Origin of the sequence: Agromyces excoecariae, from assembly GCF_051715505.1 — a bacterium.
Lineage (GTDB): Bacteria > Actinomycetota > Actinomycetes > Actinomycetales > Microbacteriaceae > Agromyces.
This window is the reverse complement of record NZ_JBPSLA010000008.1, coordinates 1-19,757: the sequence shown is the minus strand read 5'-3', so window position 1 is coordinate 19,757 and position 19,757 is coordinate 1. Positions and strand designations below refer to the sequence as shown.

Annotated in this window: 14 protein-coding genes and 2 pseudogenes; 13 read left to right on the top strand and 3 right to left on the bottom strand. The window is 67.5% G+C overall.

Annotated elements, in window-relative coordinates:
* Nucleotides 1-435 precede the first annotated feature (435 nt).
* Nucleotides 436-1,341 (top strand): LysR family transcriptional regulator, encoded by a 906-nt coding sequence (locus ACSJD1_RS08225; RefSeq protein ID WP_438854827.1) that lies wholly within the window; start codon nt 436-438, stop codon nt 1,339-1,341.
* A 9-nt stretch (nt 1,342-1,350) separates the two neighbouring features.
* Here ACSJD1_RS08225 and ACSJD1_RS08220 read toward each other — a convergent pair whose 3' ends face one another.
* Both ACSJD1_RS08220 and ACSJD1_RS08215 read right to left on the bottom strand, forming a co-directional pair.
* Nucleotides 1,351-2,703, bottom strand: coding sequence for an MBL fold metallo-hydrolase (locus ACSJD1_RS08220; protein WP_438854826.1), 1,353 nt, complete (start codon nt 2,701-2,703; stop codon nt 1,351-1,353).
* A gap of 286 nt (nt 2,704-2,989) precedes the next feature.
* A complete protein-coding gene (locus ACSJD1_RS08215) occupies nt 2,990-3,913 on the bottom strand; it encodes a LysR substrate-binding domain-containing protein (RefSeq protein WP_438854825.1) in 924 nt (307 codons plus the stop codon).
* A 94-nt stretch (nt 3,914-4,007) separates the two neighbouring features.
* Here ACSJD1_RS08215 and ACSJD1_RS08210 point away from each other — a divergent pair, with 94 nt between their 5' ends.
* The 9 genes and pseudogenes from ACSJD1_RS08210 (at nt 4,008) to ACSJD1_RS08170 (ending at nt 14,695) form a co-directional block, all read left to right on the top strand.
* On the top strand, nt 4,008-5,024 hold the full coding sequence (locus ACSJD1_RS08210; protein WP_438854824.1) for an MBL fold metallo-hydrolase: 1,017 nt from the start codon (nt 4,008-4,010) through the stop codon (nt 5,022-5,024).
* Nucleotides 5,021-6,820 carry an ABC transporter permease gene (locus ACSJD1_RS08205; RefSeq protein WP_438854823.1) on the top strand — a complete coding sequence of 600 codons (1,800 nt, stop codon included), beginning with the start codon at nt 5,021-5,023 and terminating at the stop codon, nt 6,818-6,820. Before ACSJD1_RS08210 ends, ACSJD1_RS08205 begins: the two co-directional genes overlap by 4 nt.
* Nucleotides 6,821-6,826: 6 nt before the next feature.
* Nucleotides 6,827-7,951 (top strand): ABC transporter ATP-binding protein, encoded by a 1,125-nt coding sequence (locus tag ACSJD1_RS08200; RefSeq protein ID WP_438854822.1) that lies wholly within the window; start codon nt 6,827-6,829, stop codon nt 7,949-7,951.
* Nucleotides 7,952-7,992: 41 nt separating this feature from the next.
* Complete coding sequence (locus tag ACSJD1_RS08195) at nt 7,993-9,111, top strand: ABC transporter substrate-binding protein (RefSeq protein WP_438854821.1); 1,119 nt, start codon at nt 7,993-7,995, stop codon at nt 9,109-9,111.
* A gap of 13 nt (nt 9,112-9,124) precedes the next feature.
* The gene (locus tag ACSJD1_RS08190) at nt 9,125-10,654 is read left to right on the top strand and encodes an FAD-binding oxidoreductase (protein ID WP_438854820.1); all 1,530 of its coding nucleotides are present in this window, start codon (nt 9,125-9,127) and stop codon (nt 10,652-10,654) included.
* 6 nt (nt 10,655-10,660) lie between these two features.
* Nucleotides 10,661-12,307, top strand: coding sequence for a thiamine pyrophosphate-dependent enzyme (locus tag ACSJD1_RS08185; protein ID WP_438854819.1), 1,647 nt, complete (start codon nt 10,661-10,663; stop codon nt 12,305-12,307).
* Nucleotides 12,308-12,450: 143 nt separating this feature from the next.
* Nucleotides 12,451-13,869, top strand: a complete 1,419-nt coding sequence (locus ACSJD1_RS08180; RefSeq protein WP_438854818.1) for an aldehyde dehydrogenase family protein — start codon at nt 12,451-12,453, stop codon at nt 13,867-13,869.
* A 290-nt stretch (nt 13,870-14,159) separates the two neighbouring features.
* Nucleotides 14,160-14,342 (top strand): annotated as a pseudogene (locus tag ACSJD1_RS08175) (rhamnose ABC transporter substrate-binding protein); the annotation flags it as partial.
* Nucleotides 14,343-14,380: 38 nt separating this feature from the next.
* Nucleotides 14,381-14,695 carry a hypothetical protein gene (locus ACSJD1_RS08170; RefSeq protein WP_438854817.1) on the top strand — a complete coding sequence of 105 codons (315 nt, stop codon included), beginning with the start codon at nt 14,381-14,383 and terminating at the stop codon, nt 14,693-14,695.
* A 213-nt stretch (nt 14,696-14,908) separates the two neighbouring features.
* Here ACSJD1_RS08170 and ACSJD1_RS08165 read toward each other — a convergent pair.
* Nucleotides 14,909-15,126, bottom strand: a pseudogene (locus tag ACSJD1_RS08165) (hypothetical protein); the annotation flags it as partial.
* Between the two features lie 72 nt (nt 15,127-15,198).
* Between ACSJD1_RS08165 and ACSJD1_RS08160 the strand changes: the two are divergent.
* The 3 genes from ACSJD1_RS08160 (at nt 15,199) to ACSJD1_RS08150 (ending at nt 19,577) form a co-directional block, all read left to right on the top strand.
* The gene (locus tag ACSJD1_RS08160; RefSeq protein WP_438854816.1) at nt 15,199-15,783 is read left to right on the top strand and encodes a helix-turn-helix domain-containing protein; all 585 of its coding nucleotides are present in this window, start codon (nt 15,199-15,201) and stop codon (nt 15,781-15,783) included.
* Complete coding sequence (locus ACSJD1_RS08155) at nt 15,780-16,310, top strand: DUF6036 family nucleotidyltransferase (protein WP_438854815.1); 531 nt, start codon at nt 15,780-15,782, stop codon at nt 16,308-16,310. Before ACSJD1_RS08160 ends, ACSJD1_RS08155 begins: the two co-directional genes overlap by 4 nt.
* A gap of 1,020 nt (nt 16,311-17,330) precedes the next feature.
* A complete protein-coding gene (locus ACSJD1_RS08150) occupies nt 17,331-19,577 on the top strand; it encodes a beta-glucosidase family protein (protein WP_438854814.1) in 2,247 nt (748 codons plus the stop codon).
* Nucleotides 19,578-19,757: the final 180 nt, after the last annotated feature.

The window sequence follows — 19,757 nt, the reverse complement described above, 5'->3', positions numbered from 1 at the left end:
CGTCTTCTCGAAGCGGATGCGGTCCATGCGCGAACGCGTCGCTGGCGGCGTGTCGGGATCCATGGGCAACGATTCGAGCGTTCCCGCTCTGTATCCCCTGCCGAGCTGCGTCTTCACGCGATGGGTCCCCCCAGGGTCTTACCTCGGAAGACCTTCGGTACATATGAAGTTATTCCAGTTTTGTATGGGATGTACCACAGGGAAAACTACAGGGGGTCGCAACGACACACGACGATGTGGAGCACCAGTGGGAACGCGGGCACGTGACTCAAGGCTGTGCGTCCCTTCCGGTGCGCCGATTCCGCATCCCACGTCAGACCGCGGCTGCATCCAGCTGCGCCGCCGCCGGCGTTCCCTGCGTCGTGGAACCGCGCGGCGCCCGGGCGACATCGAGTCGATCTCCTCAGTCATGGGTCCAGTGCATCGCGAGTTCGCATGGAGATGAAGCACCTCGACTACTTCCTGGCGGTCGCCGACCACGGGAGCTTCACCGCGGCCGCTTCCGCGCTCTACGTGAGTCAGCCGGCGCTGTCCCGATCGGTGCATCAGCTCGAGAACGACCTGGACGCGCTCCTGTTCCTCAGGGTGGCGCGCGGGGTGCGCCTGACACCAGCCGGCGAGGCGCTGGTACCCGTCGCTCGAAAGCTTCGCCGGGACATGCAGGCGGGACTGGCGTCCGTGCAGGGCGTCACGGGACTTCGGACTGGGCGGCTTGACGTCGCCTGTCTTTCGACGCTCGTCATCGAACCTGTCGCGCCGATCATCGGGCGCCTGCGCGGTCGGCATCCGGGAGTCTCTGTTCGACTGGTGCAGCCTCAGGAGGATCGGGACGTACGCCAACGCGTGCTGACCGGCGACTGCGAGATCGGCTTCACCGATCTGCCGACGGACGGCTGGCCCCTGGGATCCGAGGTGATCGACCGACAACGGCTGATGGGCGTGCTTCCTCCCGGGTCGACGCCGTCCGGCACCGACCTGTCCCTGGACGAGCTCACGGATCACGACCTGATCCTCGGCCCAACGGGAACGCCCGCGCGTCAGCTCGTGGAGGATCACCTGAGGGACCGAGGCAGCACGCCTCGGATATCCGTGGAAGTCACCCGACGCGACCCGATGGAGCATCTCGTGCTGGCTCATGCGGGCGCGACGCTGTTGCCCGAACCTCAGGCCCGATACGCCGAACGGCATGGAGCGGTCGTCCTGCCGCTCACGCCCGCCCTCCACCGCGAGGTGTCACTCTTGACACGAGGGGACGAACTGACTCCTGCCGCGTCCGCCTTCGTCGCCGAGGCAAGCGGCTACGCACAGAGCGGGGGCGTGCAGAAGCACGCCCCCGCCTGACTCGCGCGATCAGCGAGCGATGGTGATGCTGCCCTTGCTCGGCAGGTCCACCTCGTCGCCGCCCGCGGTCGTCTGCCCACCGTACGCGGCTTCGATCGTGACCTCAGCTGTCGCCGGGATATTCAGCATGCACTTCGCCACGCCGTCCGCGTCCGTCGTGCTGGTGCACGACGCACCGTCGGCGGTGAAGGTGATCTCCTGGCCCTCGAGCACCTCGAAGGCATTCGAGAGCCGGGCGCCGACCGCCACCAGCGAGGCGCTGCCCTGCGCCTTGGCGTTCACGAACTCGGCTGCGTAGACGTCGGTGTCCGTCATGCGCCAGATGGGGTTGCTCGCCGCTTCGTCTCGCGCTGCGACCTGCGAGGCGGCGCACTGGCGGAGCACGTAGAACGACTGGAGCACCGTGTCGTTGCCCTGGATCATCGGGTTCGAGTCCTCGATACCACCGTTGGCGATGATCTCGAGGATGCGATCCTTCGACTGGTCGAAGAAGGTGTGCGAGTTGATGCTCGAGTCAGCGCCGGTCGCCCAGATGAGCTCCCACATGCGACCGGCCGACTCCATATAGTCGAGCGCGTTCTGCAGTGACGCCCCCGCGGGCAGTCCCGATCCACCCCACAGCGCGAGCGGGTGCGATGCTCCGCCGTAGGTGGTCGGGAGGATGTAGCTGACGGTTCCCGGGGTGTGGCCAGGCGAGGACAGCGCGGTGATCGTCGTGCCGCCGACCGTGATGTCCACCGGATCCAGCTCATCGGAGTCGATCAGGGTCGGCGAATAGCTCTTGCCCCCCGCGTCGGCAGAGCCGATGTAGACCGGCACGCCGAACTCGTCCTGCAGATCTGCTGCGGCACCATCGTGGTCACCGTGACCATGCGTGACGAAGACCGCGCGCAGTTCGGCAGGGTCGAGGCCGAGCTCGACGAGTCCTGGCTTGGTCAAGTTCTCGACGTCACCCTCGTTGTACATGGTGTCGAAGAGGACATACCCTCCGTCGGCGGTCTGCAGCACCGTCTGGCCGACGGTCACCATCCCGACGTACGCGGCGTCGTCCATGAGCCACGCGGGACCGAGTTCACTCCGATCGCTGAGCTCCGGGGGGCGCTGCGTGTTGAAGCACCAGTTCGGATAGTGGATGCCTTCGCCGCCTGCGGCGGCCAGGCCGATCTCCGCGAGCGCGAACTGACGTTCGTACTCGGTGGCGTCCGCCGGGATCGGCTCCGCAGACGGCTCGAAGATCGGCGGGGCCGGCAGGAGGCCGTTCGCGGCACCTCCGCTCGGGTCAGCGTGCGCCACGGCCGCAGGAAGCGCGATCGTGCATGCCGCTGCGATGGCTAGAGCGCCGGTGGTGAGGCGTTTCTTCATGCGTGGGTTTCCCTCCATTGGGTGTGCTCCCATCGGTGTTCTCGACGACTCGGTGTCGCCGAGTCGAGGTGCGCTCGAGAGCGAGATCCGGGCGGGAACGGGAACAGTGCGCTCGCTTCGGAGCGGGTCCCACGATCCAGCGTTCCCGGGCTCTCCTCCACATCTCCGTCATCACACTGCGTCATGCTCGGCGATACATCCAATGCGCGAATCGAGGCGGTCCCATGCGCGGGCCGAATACTTCGATGCCGCACGCCGCCGGCGAGACCGGGGGCTCAGCGACGTGTCACGCCGGCTTGATGCCGTCGAGTCGTCGGAAATGCTCGACACAGTGCTGCTCGAATGCGAGCAGCCGGGCATTCATCCGGCGGTCTCGCAGAATCCCCAGGGAGACATCGCTCGATGCGATGGGCTCGGCGATCCGGAGGGTCACGAGGGGGCGGTTCTCGTAGCTGAGCTCGATCGGAGGCCGATGGATGAGAAGCGCCCATCCGAGATTCCTGGCGACCAGCGAGCGCACGGTCTCGAAGACGGTGGTCCGCCACCCGATCCGGGGTTCGATCCCCACTTCGGCGAGCATCGGAAGGAGGGTCTCACGGACGGCCGGCAGATCGAGGAGGACCATCGGTTCGTCTGCGAGATCGCGCAGGGAGATCGACTTGTTTCGAGCGAGCCGATGATCCGCCGAGAGAATCACCTTCGGCTCGCCGGTTCGCAGCGGTCTCGTCTCGACGCCTCGGATGGCCTGTCGTCGCTGAAGCAGTACGCAGTCGAGCTTGCCTTCGACCAGCCGACCCTGGAGGTCGTACGGGTCCCCCTCGACGACCGTGACGTCGAGCCGTGGATGCGGCATGGCGAAGTCGTCGATGATCGACGGAACGATGAACGGCGAGAGCGTGCTGTAGCAGCCGATGCGCAATGGCCCCGAGAGCTCGGAGCGCAGTTCGTCTGCGGCGACGGACACCTCGGTCGCATGGTCCAGCAGCGAGCGCGCGAGCACGAGCAGGGCCCGTCCTTCGGATGTCGGAGTCACTCCGCGGGAACGCTGCCTGATGAAGAGCGTCTGGCCGAGCGACTTCTCCAGGTCGGTGACGCTCTGCGCCAATGCGGTCTCCGTCACGCGACACTCGGCCGCGGCTGCACGGAACGACCCCAGCTCGGCGGTGGCCGCGAAGTACTCCAACTGGCGGAGCGTGAACGGCACTACCACGGTAGAGCCTTTGTAGATCGGAACATATTCCAGTTTTACACATCAAGTACCACCCGGAAGACTCGAACCCAGTTACCGACACGACGATGTGGAGATGCCAGTGGGAATGCGCGTGATCACCTTGGGCACCGCGGGTGGGCCGAGGTGGTGGTCCGGCCCCGAGCAGGGGCGTCGCGCCGGCATCGCCACCGCGATCGAGGTCGACGACGCGCTCTACCTCGTCGACACCGGACTCGGAGTCGGCCGCCAGCTGATGATGTCGGGCCGTGACCTCTCCAACCTTCGCGGGATCTTCCTCACGCACCTGCACTCAGACCATGTCATCGACCTGCCGTCGATTCTCCTGTTCGGTTCGATCGTCCTGACGGGACTCGATCGCCGGGTTCCCGTGATCGGCCCGGGTGACCGCGGGGTCCTTCCTCCGGTATCGCCTCGAGCAACGGTTGCCCCGACCCCGGTCGCGGCGGACTGCCCCACGCCCGGTACCAAGGTGATGGTGCAGCGGATCATCGAGGCCTTCGCGACCGATGTCAACGACCGCGTGCTCAATGCGCTCCGGCCGAGCCCGGAGAGCCTGTTCGATCCTCGTGAGATCGAAGTGCCCACCGACTCCGGGTATCACCCCAACGACGACCCGTTTCCGGACATGGAACCGCTCGTGGTCTTCGAGGACGAATGGGTGCAGGTCAGCGCCATCCTCGTCGCGCACGCCCCGATGACGCCGGCGTTCGCGTTCCGATTCGAGTCCCGATATGGATCCGTGACCATCTCCGGTGACACGGCCCCCTGCGACAACGTCGTGCGCCTCGCGAGGGGCAGCGACCTCCTGCTGCACGAGGCCATCGACTTCGACTGGGTCGATTCGCTCTACCGCGGCCACCCCGCAGAGTTCGCTGCGGCCTCCGTGGATCACCACCGACGTTCGCACACGAGCGTCCGTGAAGCCCTTCAGATCGCGGAGCGTGCCGACGTCGGGGCGCTCGCGATCCACCATCTCGTGCCTGGCGCCAAGCCGTCGGAGGAGTGGCGCAGTGCGGGGAACGGCGGCGTCAAGGAGTTCCTAGTACCTGACGACCTCGACGTCATCGAGATTCCGAGGGGTGTGCGATGAAGAAGCTCCGCTCGTTCCTGACGCCTGGGCGTCTGCTCGGTTGGGTGGCGCTCCTCGTCGTCATCCTCTTCTACTTCGTGCCCGTCCTGATGCTCGTCGTCGGCGCCTTCCGGGATGCTCCGCCCGGCCAGCCCGGATCCTGGACTCTGGCCGGCTTCGGGCAGGCGTTCGGTGACCCGTACACCTGGCGTGCGCTCGGCCAGTCTCTCTGGCTGGCGATGATGGTCGGAATCATCGCCACCGTGGTCGGGGGAACCATGGCCGCCATCGCCGCCTCCCGGGCCCCGGTCGCTCGGTTGGTCGTCCCCGTGATGGTCGTCGCTCTCGCCATGCCCCCGCTGTTCTTCGCCCTCTCGTGGGATCTGCTCGGAGCCCCACGGCTCGGGCTGATCAATGGTGTGCTGTGGGATCTCTGGGGCATCCCGGGCCTCAGCGTCGGTGGTGCGTGGGGCACCGCGATCTTCCTCGGACTCAAGGTGTCCACGCTGGTCTTCTTCATCCTCTTGGGCCCGTTCCGCGCGATGGACCGGCGGCAGCAGGAGGCGGCGGTGGTGTCCGGTGCCGGCAGGTTGCGCGTCGCAGTCACCGTCACCATCCCGGCTCTGGCGCCGGCGCTCCTGGGCGGATTCCTCATCGCGTTCATCATCGGGGTGACCGCATTCGACATCCCGCTGATCCTCGGGCGTCCCGACGGGTTCACCGTCTTCTCGACGCAGATCTACACCGCACTCGCCGACAGCAGCCCGCCCGACTATGCGGTCGCAAGTTCGCTCGCGATGGTGCTGATCGCCATCGTGCTCGCCCTCGTCGCGTTCCGGTGGCTGGTCCTGGACCGTCGGAGTTTCACGACCGTCGGAGGAAAGGCCACCGGATACGCCCCCGAGCCCACCAAGCTGTCCATCGCGGCGAGCACCATCGCGTTCGCGGTCTTCACCATCGTCGTGCTCCTGCTGCCTGCGGCGCAGATGGTCGTCGCGTCCCTGCAACCGATCTTCGGCGCGGGAACGCTGAGTCTCGCCAACTACACCCGCGTGCTCGAAGATCCGCAGATCCGGTCATCACTGGCCAACACGGTCCTGGTCGCCGTCGTCGGCGGAGCGCTCGCCGTGGTGGTGGCGTTCGTGCTGGCACTCATCGGCCGATACGGCGTGGCCGCCATGCGCCGGACCTTGGACCTCGCGACCTGGCTGCCGTGGGCGGCGAACGGGGTGCTGCTCGGACTCGGCCTGGTATGGACGTTCATCGTCATCGTCCCACTGCGCGGGATGTTCGGGACGATCTGGATCGTCTTGCTCGGACTCGTCATTGCCTCGACACCATTGGCCGGACGTGCGATCGACGGAGCAATCGCGCAGATCGGGCGAGAACTCGAGGAGTCCGGTCGGGTCTTCGGTGCGGGCGCGACGAGAGTCGCCGTCGGGATCGTGCTCCGGCTCATGGCCCCGGCCGTGCTCGCGGCGTGGTTCATCTCAGCGATCCACATCGTCGGCAACCTCGAGGTGCCGATCCTGCTGTCCCTTCCGACCAACCGCGTGATGGCGGTGTCCGTCTATCAATATTGGGGCAACGGGCAGGGCACCACGGCTGCCGCCCTGTTCTGCCTGGTGATCGGAACCGGAATCGTGGTCGGGCTGATCGGTGCCCTGCTCATGTGGGTCGGCGGGCGACTCATGGACCGACGCAGGCGATTCAGCGCCGCATCTCTCATCGAGCAGGCTTCCGCGTCTGCAGCCGAGACGCCCGAAGTGCGCACCGAGCGTTCGTCGCGGGCTCTCGCGCACTCCCAAGGAAGGTGAACCGCAGTGGTTTCCGTCAACATCAGCAATCTGCAGAAGTCCTACGGGGACGCCACGATCCTCCCCGGGCTGGACCTGACCGTCGAGGAAGGTGAGTTCGTCACGCTGCTCGGGCCCTCGGGCTGCGGCAAGACCACGACCTTGCGCTGCGTGGCCGGTCTCGAGCGCGCGAACCGGGGCGAGATCCGCCTCGGCGACAGGGTGGTCTCCGGCGACGGCACCTTCGTTCCGCCCGACAAGCGCAAACTCGGCATGGTGTTCCAGAGTTACGCGCTCTGGCCGCACATGACCGTCTTCGGCAACGTGGCCTACCCGCTGCGGACGGCCGGCGTCCCGCGTTCCGAGAGGCCGAGCCGCGTGAAGGAGGCGCTGGAGCGCGTGGGGCTCGCGCACGTGGCGTCGCGCAGCGTCGGCACGCTCTCCGGTGGGCAGCAACAGCGTGTGGCACTTGCCCGAGCCATCGTCGGACGCCCGCAGCTGATCCTCTTCGATGAGCCGCTCTCGAACCTCGATGCGAAACTCCGATCCACGATGCGCACGGAGCTGCAGCTCCTGCATCGCCGGCTCGGAACCACATCCATGTACGTCACGCACGACCAGACGGAAGCGATGACGCTCAGCGACCGGGTCGTCGTCATGAACCACGGCGAAATCCAGCAGGTCGGAGCGCCCGAGGAGGTGTACTCCGCCCCGGTCAACCCATTCGTCGCCGACTTCGTCGGCTTCGAGAACATCCTCACGAGCACGGCCGTCGACGTCTCCGGCACCCGCGGCGTCGTTCGCCTGGGCGACGGCTCCGTGATCGAGGGGCGCGTCATGGAGCCGATTCTCGAGGGCCGATCGGCGCAGGCGGCGTTCCGTGCCAACGCCGTCGAAATCGAAGCGCAGCCCGACGCATCGGCGGCGGTACTCGCTGCCACCTTCCTCGGAGACCAGCGCGAATTCCTGATCGACCTGAGCGGGCAGCAGGTTCGCGCTCGCGTCGACGTGCACTCCCCGGCCGCGATGACGATCCGTCCGGGTGACCGGGTCGCGATCAAGCCGCGCCAACAGGCGGTCCTTCTCTATTCCGGAGAAGCGAGCCCCTCCACGTCATCGGTCGCGATCGGTTCACTCGCGGCCGAGCTCTGAACCCCAGCAAGACACACCACCAGGAAACAGGAGGAGATCCGATGAGACTCAAGCACACAGGCAAGGTCGCCGTAGGTGTTGCGGTCTTCGCCGTCGCGCTCACGGGATGCGCCGCCGGAGGCGACTCGCCCGATGAGCAGCCGAGCGATGTTGCTTCCGGCGCGGAGGCGCTCGGCGGCGAGGAGATCGCGGCGCAGATGGACGAACTGTACGCCGCGGCCCAGGAGGCGGGTGAGACCACGGTGGTCGCCTACGGCCCCGGGGAACAGCTCTACGGAGCGGCCTACCAGACCTTCATGCAGCGCTATCCCGACATCTCCGTCACCGGGGAGTACATCTTCGGGGCCGAGCTCTCGACCAGGCTCGAGCAGGAGTTCACTTCCGAACAGCACGTCGGATCCATCCTGACCGCGGGCCCGCCCGCGGTGAACGCGGCGAACAAGGCTGGACAGTGCTCCGCCTACGAGCCCTTCACCGAGGATTACCTGGACGGCGACCTCATCGCCGAGGGCGGGACGTACCGGGCGCTCGTGGGCTACCCCTTCGGCATCGGATACAACACCGACCTCATCGCCGAAGAAGACCTGCCCCAGACGTACACGGATCTCTCCGACTCGGCGTACTCCGGGCAGTTCGTGCTCAACGACCCCACGACGGTCAACGGGACGACGAACACGATGGCGGCGATGTGGTCGGACGGACTGATCGACGAGGAATGGGTCGCTGATGTCGCGGCCAACGAGTCCCTCTTCCGCACCAATGCCGCGCTCGCCACGCAAGCGGTCGCGACCGGTGAGGCGGCGTTCGATCCGTTCACGCAGTACGTGACGTTCAAGCAGAGCATCGATGATGGTCTGCCCGTCGACTTCTACTTCCCGCTCGAGAATGCGCGCATCGAGTATCACTACAGCTGCGTGCTCGAGGATGCGCCGAACCCGAACGCAACGGAGCTGTTCTTCAACTGGCTCTTCACTCCGGAGGGGCAGGAGGCGCTCAGCACGACGGGTGTCTACGGTGTGCGCCCCGAGACGCCCGCGCCGGAAGGGCTGCCGGCGTTCGAGGAGGCAACGGCCGATCTGATGCCTTCCCCCGCTGTGGCGGATGCGGGCGCTACGACGCAGCAGTTCCTCGAGGTCTCACGGGAGTACTTCCAGCCGTAAGGACGGGTTCCCGGTGCGTGCTGCGGGATGGGCGGGCATCGCGGTCGGCCAGGCCGGAGCCTGGCCGACCGGTCGCCGGCGCAAGACGGGCCTGCGAGTGGTCGAAGTGACCGAAGAAGATGGAGAAGAGCCTGTGGGCTTGCAGGAAGAGATGCTCGAAGCACTTCGTGCGGCGCTCCCGGACGGGGTGGACACCGACGAGGCGGCCAGGACCGCGATGTCGACCGATAGGTCGGGGACGCGCGGCGACGGCGTCGCCGAGGCGGTGCTCCACCCACGGAGCACTGCAGAGGTGCAGGAGATCTGTCGCATCGCCACGCGGTTCGGCGTCCCGATCGTGCCACGGGGAGCCGGCACAGGGCTCGCGGGCGGGGCCGTCGCGGGGCGCGGGCAACTCGTCCTGTGCACAGACCGCATGACCGACATCCTCGAGATCTCGGTCGAGAACCAACTCGCCGTCGTGCAGCCGGGTCTCATGAACGGCGATCTGAATCGCGTGCTCGAACAGCACGGGCTCTGGTGGCCGCCCGACCCAGCATCCAAGGCGATCTCGACGGTCGGTGGCAACATCGCCATGAACGCGGGCGGGCTGCTCTGTGCGAAATACGGGGTCACCCGAGACGCGGTCCTGGCCCTCACGGTCGTGCTGCCGGACGGTGATGTCCTGGAGGTCGGCCACAGGACGGTGAAAGGGGTGACCGGGCTCGACCTGTGTGCGCTCATGATCGGATCCGAGGGAATCCTCGGGATCATCACCGAGTGCACGCTGAAGGTGCGTCCGGTCGTTTCGGGAGCAGTGCCGACCATCGGTGCATACTTCCCTGAAGCGGCGGCTGCCGCCGCTGCCGCCTCGGCCGTGATGGCGGCGGGTGAGCGGCCCGCGATCATGGAGTTGATGGATCGCAACATGCTCGTTGCGGTGTCCGAATACAGCGGTACGGACTTCCTGAGCGCAGGAGCTGCGTTCCTCCTCGTCCAGACGGACGGCCCGAACGCCGGACCGGAGTCCGAGCGCATCGCGGCGCTCCTGGAGGTCGCCGGCGCGTCGACGGTGCAGGTCACCAGCGATCCCGAAGCGGCACAGTCGCTCGTCGACGTGCGCCGCTCGGGATTCCTCGCGATCGAGGCCCGAGGCACGATCCTCGTCGAGGACGTCGCCGTACCGCGCGACCGGATCGCCGACATGTACCGACACATCGACGAGGTCGCCGATCGCTACGGGCTCTTCATCGCGACGCCGTGCCACGCCGGCGACGGGAACCTGCACCCCACCGTCGTCTTGGAGCGCGGGGCCACTTCAGTGCCGGAATCCGTTTGGGAGGCCGCCGGAAACATCTTCGAGTACGCGCTCGCCGTGGGAGGAACACTCAGCGGCGAACACGGTATCGGACTGCTCAAGAGCCGGTGGCTGGGCGCGGAGCTCGGGGAACGTCAACTCCGACTGCAACGCGCGATCAAGGACCTCTTCGACCCGCAGGGCATCCTGAACCCGGGCAAGGTGTTCCCCGTCGACAGCGCTGCCGATCCCCGGAACAAGGAGTAACACGCAATGACAGATTCCCAGGAGTTCTTCCGCAGCGCCGGCGAGGCGATCGTCGACGGATTGATCGCGCACGGGGTGGACACGGTCTTCGGCATCCCCGGCGTGCAGACGTATCCGCTGTTCGACGCGCTTGCTCAGGCGGATGACCGCATTCGCACCATCGGTGCACGGCACGAGCAGGCCTGCGCCTACATGGCGTTCGGGTATGCACAATCCACCGGCCGTACAGGGGTGTTCTCGGTCGTGCCGGGCCCCGGCGTCCTCAACGCGGGGGCGGCCATGCTCACCGCACTGGGAGCGTCCACTCCGCTCGTGGGCTTGACGAGCGAGGTGCCGAGCATCTACATGGGCCGCGGGCTCGGGCATCTGCACGAGATGCCGGACCAACTCGAGACGTTGCGGTCGTTCACGAAATGGGCGGCGAACGTAGGGACGCCGTCACAGGTGCCCGAGGTGCTCGCAGAGGCCTTCTACCAGGCGAACAGCGGCCGGCCGGGCCCCGCAGTGGTCGCCACGCCTTGGGACGTGCTCGCGCAGCGAGGCCCGGTCGAGGCGCCACACGTTCGCCGGACGGGGACGCCGCCGCTGGACCATGCGGGCTTCGAGCGTGCCGCGACCTTGCTGGCGGACGCGCAGAACCCGCTGATCATGGTTGGCGGTGGGGCGCGACACGCGAGTACGGAGATCATCGCCCTGGCGGAACGGCTGCAGGCACCGGTCGTCTCCTTCCGCAGCGGACGGGGCATCGTCCCGCAGGACCACCCGCTCGGATTCACCAGCGCGGAGGGCTTCGAACGTTGGGCGGAAACCGACGTTCTGCTCGCCATCGGCACGCGCCAGGAGCTCGCGTGGTTCCGATGGCCAGACCGCCCCGACGACCTCGTCTCGATCAACCTCGATATCGATCCCCTCCAGCACGTGCGGCTGACGCCCACCCTCGGGCTGGTGGCCGACGCTCGCGAGGGCGCAGCGCGTTTGGGTGAGCTGCTCGCGGGAGAATCCCATCCGAGCCGAGCGGAGGAATTCGCTCAGCTGCGCTCGGAGGTGGCTCGCCGTGTTCAGGAGCTTCAGCCGCACCTCGACTACCTCGGAGCGATCCGCGAGGCGCTTCCCCGAGACGGCTTCTTCGTCGAAGAGATCTCGCAGATCGGTTTCGCGTCGTACTTCGGGTTCCCGGTGTACGAGCCGAGGCACTTCGTGACGAGCGGGCATCAGGGCACGCTCGGCTTCGGGTTCCCCACGGCACTCGGCGTCAAGGCGGGCAACCCCGACAAGCCGGTCGTCTCCGTGACCGGCGACGGCGGCTTCCTCTTCGGAGTGCAGGAACTCGCGACAGCCGTGCAGTACGGCCTCGGGGTGATCACGATCGTGTTCAACAACAACGCGTACGGGAACGTCAAGGTCGACCAGCTGCGACTGTATGACCGTCCGTTCGGGTCAGACCTCGTCAATCCCGATTTCGTGGCGCTCGCTGAGTCCTTCGGCGCTCGAGGCCACCGCGCACACAGCCCCACGGAGCTCCGCGACACGCTGCGGCGGGCGATCGACGCCGATGAGCCGGCGGTCATCGAAGTCCCGATGCCCCTCGACCCGGATGCGACTCCGTGGCGCTTCCTCATGCCTGCCACCCGACGGGATGCGAGCGAATCGTGAACTGATCGAAAGGAAGCGGCAGCCCGACGGAACGGGCTCATGACCGAAGTCGCGCACACGGCGACCAGCGCTGGAGGCGCACGGAAACGACAACGGGGTATCCACCCGCCGCGGTGCGCCCCTGAACGATGAAGGAGACCGAGATGACCGACACACCCCGTAGCAGCAGACTTCTCGACCGCGTGCAGGCATCGGCCGGAGAAGGTCGCGAGATCCTGGACGCGGCCACTCGCGAGCCCATCGGCCGCGCGCCGGAGGCCACCGTCGCCGACCTGGACGCCGCGATCGCCCGCGCCAAGGCGGCTCAGCCGGAGTGGGAGGCGCTGGGTCACGAGAAGCGCGCCGATCTGTTGCTCAAGGCAGCCGACGCGATCGACGCGAATGCGGAAGAGCTCGCGCAGCTGCTGTCGCGAGAGCAAGGCAAGCCGCTGAACGGGCCGAACGCGCGTTTCGAGCTCGGCGCGTGCTCGACCTGGCTGCGGGACGCCGCCACCACGCCCGTGCAACCGGAGACGCTCGTCGATGACGAGTCGGGCCGCGCCCACCTGCGCTATCGGGCGGCGGGCGTCGTCGGCGCGATCGGGCCGTGGAACTGGCCGCTGATGATCGCGATGTGGCAGATCGCGCCATCCCTGCGGATGGGGAACACGGTCGTCGTGAAGCCGAGCGAGTACACACCCTTGAGTGTCTTGGCGTTGCTCGAAGTCATGAACGAGGCGTTGCCCGAGGACGTGCTGATCGGTGTCGCCGGTGGCCGCGATGTCGGTGCACGGCTGGCGTCCCATCCCGACATCGCGAAGATCATGTTCACCGGCTCGACGGCCACCGGCCGCAAGATCGTCGAGGCATCCGCGGGCAACCTCGCCCGCCTCACGCTGGAGTTGGGCGGCAACGACGCCGGGATCGTCCTCCCTGACGCGAACCCCGCCGAGATCGCCCAGGACCTGTTCTGGGGAGCCTTCATCAACACCGGCCAGACCTGCGCCGCCCTCAAGCGCCTCTACGTGCACGATTCGATCTATGACGACGTACTGGACGCGCTCAAGAACCTCGCGGAGAACACGCCCATGGGTGTCGGCCTGGACGAGCGGAACGTGCTCGGTCCGCTGCAGAACCCTCAGCAGTTCGACATCGTGTCGCGTCTGGTCGCGGACGCGAAGGATCGCGGAGCCCGTGTGGTGACCGGTGGCGAACCGGCGACAGAACTCGGCGAACTCTTCTTCCCGGTGACGATCGTCGCGGACGTCGAAGACGGCACCCCGATCGTCGACGAGGAACAGTTCGGTCCGGCCTTGCCCGTCATTCGCTACAGCGACATCGAAGAGGCGATCGCGAACGCCAACCGCCTCGACGCAGGCCTCGGCGCCTCAGTGTGGTCGTCGGACCGCGACGCGGCCATGCGGGTCGCCGAGCGCCTGGAGGCCGGCACGGTGTGGATCAACGGTCATGGCGGACTGCACCCCAAGGTCCCGTTCGGTGGCGTCAAGAGTTCAGGCTACGGTCTCGAGTTCGGCATCGAGGGACTCAAGTCCGTGTCGGTGCCGCAGGTGATCAGCGGCTGAGATACGCGGGATGGCGTCGCCTCGAGGGAAGTCGGGGTCGGCTGCGCCGGGCCGCGTCGAGGAGCCGTGGTCGCCGAATGTGATGTAGATCTCCTGGCCGGTGATGCCGTAGGTGCCGTCGGGGCGCTTGACGGCCTTCGTGGTGAGCGAGACCTCCGAGCCGGCGGGCGGCGCCGGGAGGTTCATCGTGCCAGCCCACTCGCCGGTGACCATCTCGAGCAGCCGGGTCTGCTTCTGCTCGTCCCCGCCATGGTGGAGGCAGGCCTCGATCGCGCCATGCGTGAGCTCGTCAGGTCGTTTACGGCGACGACGACCAGACCTCGTTCGACAAGACCGCGGCTTTGCTCCAGACCGACCCGGAGCTGAAGGGCATGTTCTCGCCCATCACGGTCGGCATCGCGGCCGCGGCCCGCTCCCTCTCGACCTCTGAGTACAAGGGCCAGGTCGCGCTGACCGGCTTGGGCACCCCGAACGGTTCGGGAGGGCCGCACCTGGGCGGATGATCGCCGAGATGGCCGACGACCTCGGGCTGCCGGATCGATGGATGATTGTGGCGAGCACCCCGTGCAACGTGGTGGCCGACACCGGCGGCACGATCACGGTCGCGACCGTCGAGGAGCTGGTCACGATGAAGATGGCCGCCGGTCGGGCGCAGGACCTCGCCGACCTTCGCATCCTGGCCCGCCACCTCTGCATCACCCACCCGGAAACGGCTCGTCGAGATCGCATACGACCTCTACGGCGAGGACTTGCCCGACTCGGCGACCCCCGCGAGTCGTACGAACTCTTCGCCCGCGACGTCCTCGTCGACCGTCGTCGGAGGTGACCAGAAACGTGCAGAGAACGCCTTCGGAGGCCAGATTCGGCCCGTATGACTCCGTAGCAGCACGTACACTAGAGCCCATGAGATCCGCGGAATTCCGCGGAATTCCGCTCCTCGCGGGCCGGCCCCGAATCGCCGAGATCGACTTCAGTTGTTCTTGGTTCGAGTCCAGGTACCCCAGCAGTGAAGAACCCCCGGTCATCCGGGGGTTTTCGTGTTTCCACGGTTCGGGTGAGTCCTCGGCCGCCGCCACCTCGGTTCCGGCGCTGCCGCCGGTGTCCTTCCATCTTGAGCCGTGCCCGAATCGCGTAGAACGTCTTTCGAGCGATGCCGTGCGCCAGGCAGATCGCCGTCACCGCCCCGCGCGGAGCATCGAGTGCCCCGGCGAGTCGGAGACATGATTCCGTGAGGGATCGTGCAACGTGTGCACCGATCGAGAGGGGCCGGCCAGGCAGTGGTGCCGATGGTCATCCTGCACGATTTTGAGTTGAGGATATAATCGGTGCATGGGTGATCTGATCCGTACATCGCGTTCGCGGGCTGGCCTGACCGGTTCGGAACTTGCCGAGCGTCTGGGGATAACGGTCGGTGCGGTGTCTCACATGGAGCGGTCCGAGCGGCGCGGCACGATCCAGCTCGACACGCTTCGCCGGGCGCTCGCGGCAATGGGGCAGGACCTTCGACTGGACGTGGTTGCCACAGATCCGTACGCGCCATTCACTCCGGCGAACGTGACCGATAAGATCAACCAGGCGATCGATGATGACCGCCCTGAGCTCGCGCTTCGGCTGATGACGCACGCCGCGCAGATGATCGCGGAGAACCCGGAACGGTTCAGTCGGGAGTCGCTGGAGCGTCGGCCGTCGGAGATCGGTGATCGCCGGTGGGAGCAGCTGTTTCGAGCGCTCATCGATGACGCGATCCCGCAGGATCGTGCGCGCCCGAGTTGGGCTGCGCCGACTCGGCTCGCTCGGGCGTGGTATCCCTTCGGTCAGTACGCGTCGCTCAAGCGTCGTGCGAAGGAGAGCACGCCAGAACGGCTTCGAAAGCTGAACATCATGATCGACGAGCGATCGTTGAGCCGCGCGTGAACGACGGTCTGGTCTTGACGCCGGCGCGGGCGAAGGAGCTGATCGGGGAGCTGGAGCGGCGCCTGGCCGCGCGTGGCATCCGTGGTTCGGTTCGGATCGTGGGCGGTGCAGCGATGGCGCTCCGGTTCCCGGATGATCCTGAGGTGCGGGTCACCATCGACGTGGATGCCGCGTACGAGCCGCGCCCCGAGATCGACGAGGTCATCGCTGAGATGGCCCGCGATTACGGGTTGCCGGAGCGCTGGATGAACGGTTCGAGCACCCCGTGGAACGTCGTGGCCGACACTGGCGGCACGATCACGGTCGCGACCGCCGAGGAGCTGGTTGCTATGAAGATGGCGGCCGGACGGGCGCAGGACCTGGCGGATCTGAGAATCCTCGCCCGGCACCTCGACATCAGGAGCTCCGAACGGTTGGTGGAGATCGCGTACGAGATTTATGGCGAGGACTCGCCGGCGTTGAGCGACTCCCGAGAGTCGTACGAACTGTTCGCTCGGGACGTCCTCGCCGACCGCCGGCGGCGATGACCGGAAATGTGCCGAGAACTGCGCCGGGGACCAGGATCGGCCCCGTATCCCTCCGTACCTGCACGTACACTGGACCCGACGAGATCCGCGGAGATCCGCGGGATTCCAACCCTCGGCGCAGGGGCTCGGGACGGCGAGATCGACGTCAGTGTTCTTGGTTCGAGTCCAGGTACCCCAGCAATGAGTAACCCCGCTCAGGCGGGGGTTTTCGCGTTTCTGGCGGTGGGGAGATCGCAGAGTCGGATGTCCGCTGATCGCTCGCGCGTGAGGAAACGACCAGCGACTCTCACGCGGAAAACCGAGGCTCTCCGCGAGGGAGCGACGAGCGATCCGTGCACTCGTCGCTGATCGCGCCAGCCGCTCTCGAGGCGTGGCCCGCGGCTTGGACCTGCGGTCGCCGTAGCGTGTCCACCACCCGTAATCGCGAAGGTCTCACCTGGTGACCGCTCCCTCGACGGAACCACGGGCGCCGCAGCCGGCGACACCGGCCACCGAGCCCCACCACCCCGTCGTGGCCGACATGGATGATCCGCGGGACCCGATGGAGGATGCGGTGGCACTGGAGGGGCTGTCGTTCCGGCGTCCTTAGCATTCCCACGTCGGTCCACCGCGACGTCGAAGCTCGACCTCGCGAGCAGACGCCGGCGATGCATCCCGCGAAGCACGACAGCGAGGGCGTAATTCGTCGATCATGGGCCCCACCGACCTGGCATCGGTGCTGCAGACCGAGCGCGGGTCGCCGAACGGATGATGCTGATCTGGACCGGCGGCGAGTACGCCGACCTCGCGATGCCGTGGCCCGGGGCCTTCTCCTCGGCCTGGCGTGCCCGGCGCTGCGGCATCGTCCGGATTCCGTAATCCCCTTGACATTCGACTGTGGTGCTTGCGAGTGTAGAACGGTCAACAAAGTGTAGATCGATCTACGGATCGATACCTCGAGGAAGAGGAATTCCCACCATGAAGTTGCCCATCACCCCACGACACGCGCGTGATCGTGAAACGAATCAATCCCCGGGGGCGGTGACCGTCCCGACCTCCGCTCGACGTCGCAGGGGCGTGGTCGCGGCGCTCGCGGCATCCGCCCTCGCCGTACCGGCGCTCTTCACGGTCGCCGCACCGGCGGCGGCGGAGGAGGTCGACTGTTCGACCGTGCCGTGGATGGACACGTCGCTGACCGCGGCAGAGCGAGCGGACGCGCTGCTCGACGCGAGCAGCCAGCACCAGAAGTACCGCTGGCTCGTGGAGCAGCCCGCGAACGACCCGACCCGGACGACCTGGAACCCCGCATTCTCGGGCGAGGCCAACGTGGTCTACCCGGCGCAGCTGCCGTGCACCCCCGTCGTCATCTACGCCAACGGACCTGACGGCGTCTACCTCTCGGCGGGCACCACCGCATGGCCGGGCCCGATTGCGGTGGCCGCGACCTGGAACCTCGAACTCGGCGAGGAGAAGGCGATCGCGCACGGCAGCGAGTCGTTCGACAAGCGCAGCGCCGTGGTCCTCGGACCGGGCATCGCCTCGGGCCGCACCCCGCTTTCGGGCCGCGGCTCGGAGTACTTCGGCGAGGACCCCGTGCTCTCCGGCCTCATGGCCGCCGCCAACGTGCGCGGACTCGAGGACGGCAACCCCGATAAGCCCGTGATCGCGAACCTGAAGCACTACGTCGCGAACGAACAGGAGGAGGCCCGCCAGTCGAGCTCGTCGAACATGGACGAGCGCACCTTCAAGCAGATCTACGACCTGCCATACGAGATCGCCGTCCGCGAGAGCGACCCCGGCAGCCTCATGTGCTCGTACAACCAGGTCAACGGCGTGTACGCGTGCGAGAACGACATGCTGACCACGAGCCTGCGGCAGGACTACCCGTTCGAGGGCTACGTGATGAGCGACTTCGGGTCGGTGCACTCGACCGCTCCGTCGCTCAACGCGGGCCTCGACCAGGAGCTCAACCGGCCGCGCTGGTTCAGCCCCGCGCGCCTCGACGCGGCGCTCGCCGCGGGTGAGATCACCCAGGAGCGGATCGACGACGCCGCCTTCCGGGTCGTGCACTCCTACATCGCCGGCGGGCTCTTCGACCACCCGGTGCCCGCCACTCCGGTCGCGAACGTGTCGACGCCTGAGCACAAGGCGCTCGCCAAGGAGATCGCCGAGCAGAGCACCGTGCTGCTGAAGAACGACGGCGTGCTGCCGCTCGCTGATGGCGACCTCACCGTCGCCGTCATCGGCCAGACCGCGTCCAGCACGCCGACCGATGGCGTGAGCGCCAAGACCGGCTGCGCGTGGGACTTCCCGTTCGGCCCTCCCGGAAATCAGGCGCTGAACTGCAACGCGATGGTGGACCCGCTCACCGCGCTCACCGAGCGCGTCGGCGACGCCGGCGGATCCGTCGTCTACGACAACGGCGCCGACCCGACGCAGGCAGCGGATGTCGCGGCGGCGGCCGACGTCGCCATCGTGTTCGGTCACTACACCATGGGCGAGACCGAGGACCTGCCCGACCTGCGACTCGACGGCAACGGCGACGAGCTGATCGAGGCGGTGGCCGCCTCGGCGCCGAAGACGGTCGCCGTGCTCAACGCGGGCTCGGCGGTCGAGATGCCGTGGATCGACGACGTCGACGCCGTGTTCCACGCCTGGCACTCGGGCGAGCAGTTCGGCCCGGCGCTCGCCGAGCTCGTCTACGGCGACGTGAACCCCTCGGGCAAGCTCCCGATGACGTTCCCGGTGTCCGTCGAGGACACGCCCACCGCCCAGTCCGAGGCCCAGTACCCCGGCATCGCCGACGCCGAGGGCACCCTCCAGGTCGACTACAGCGAGGGCCTGAAGGTCGGCTACCGCTGGTACGAGGCCGAGGGCATCGAGCCGCTGTTCGAGTTCGGACACGGCCTCAGCTACACCGAGTTCGCCTACGACAAGGTCAGTGTCACGCCGAAGTCGACCTCGGGCGACACGGAGATCCGCGTGCGGTTCCGCCTCACCAACACCGGTGACGTCGCGGGCACCGAAGTCGCGCAGGTCTACCTCGAGCTGCCGAGCTCGACCGGTGAGCCCTCGAAGCGCCTCATCGGCTGGGAGCGCGTGAGCCTCGAGCCCGGCGAGCACCGCAACGTGCAGGTGACCCTGACGGCCGAGGACCTCGCCGACCTGCACCTGCTCGAATACTGGGACACCGCGGCCGGCGGCTGGGCGACCGCTGCCGGCACCTACCAGGTGACCGTCGGCGGCTCGGTCGACGCGGACGCCGCGGCATCCTTCGCCGTGAAGTAGGAGTTCCTTCCGACGCCGAGTGGGGCGGGCCGTGAGTCTCCCGCCCCACCCGGCTTCCCGCTGGGAGCCCCCTCCCCAGTGGGGAAACGCGAGAAGTGGGGGGGGGGGGGGGGGGGGCCCCCGCCCCGGGGGGGGGGGGGGGGGGGGGGGGGCGGGGGGGCGGGGGGGGGGGCGCGCGCC

Excerpts from the sequence above, each read along its gene's own strand:
- ACSJD1_RS08205 (WP_438854823.1), top strand. The coding sequence starts at position 5,021 with ATGAAGAAGCTCCGCTCGTTCCTGACGCCTGGGCGTCTGCTCGGTTGG.
- ACSJD1_RS08195 (WP_438854821.1), top strand. The coding sequence starts at position 7,993 with ATGAGACTCAAGCACACAGGCAAGGTCGCCGTAGGTGTTGCGGTCTTC.
- ACSJD1_RS08170 (WP_438854817.1), top strand. The coding sequence starts at position 14,381 with ATGGCCGACGACCTCGGGCTGCCGGATCGATGGATGATTGTGGCGAGC.
- ACSJD1_RS08180 (WP_438854818.1), top strand. The coding sequence starts at position 12,451 with ATGACCGACACACCCCGTAGCAGCAGACTTCTCGACCGCGTGCAGGCA.
- ACSJD1_RS08160 (WP_438854816.1), top strand. The coding sequence starts at position 15,199 with ATGGGTGATCTGATCCGTACATCGCGTTCGCGGGCTGGCCTGACCGGT.
- ACSJD1_RS08210 (WP_438854824.1), top strand. The coding sequence starts at position 4,008 with ATGCCAGTGGGAATGCGCGTGATCACCTTGGGCACCGCGGGTGGGCCG.
- ACSJD1_RS08220 (WP_438854826.1), bottom strand. The coding sequence starts at position 2,703 with ATGAAGAAACGCCTCACCACCGGCGCTCTAGCCATCGCAGCGGCATGC.
- ACSJD1_RS08225 (WP_438854827.1), top strand. The coding sequence starts at position 436 with ATGGAGATGAAGCACCTCGACTACTTCCTGGCGGTCGCCGACCACGGG.
- ACSJD1_RS08185 (WP_438854819.1), top strand. The coding sequence starts at position 10,661 with ATGACAGATTCCCAGGAGTTCTTCCGCAGCGCCGGCGAGGCGATCGTC.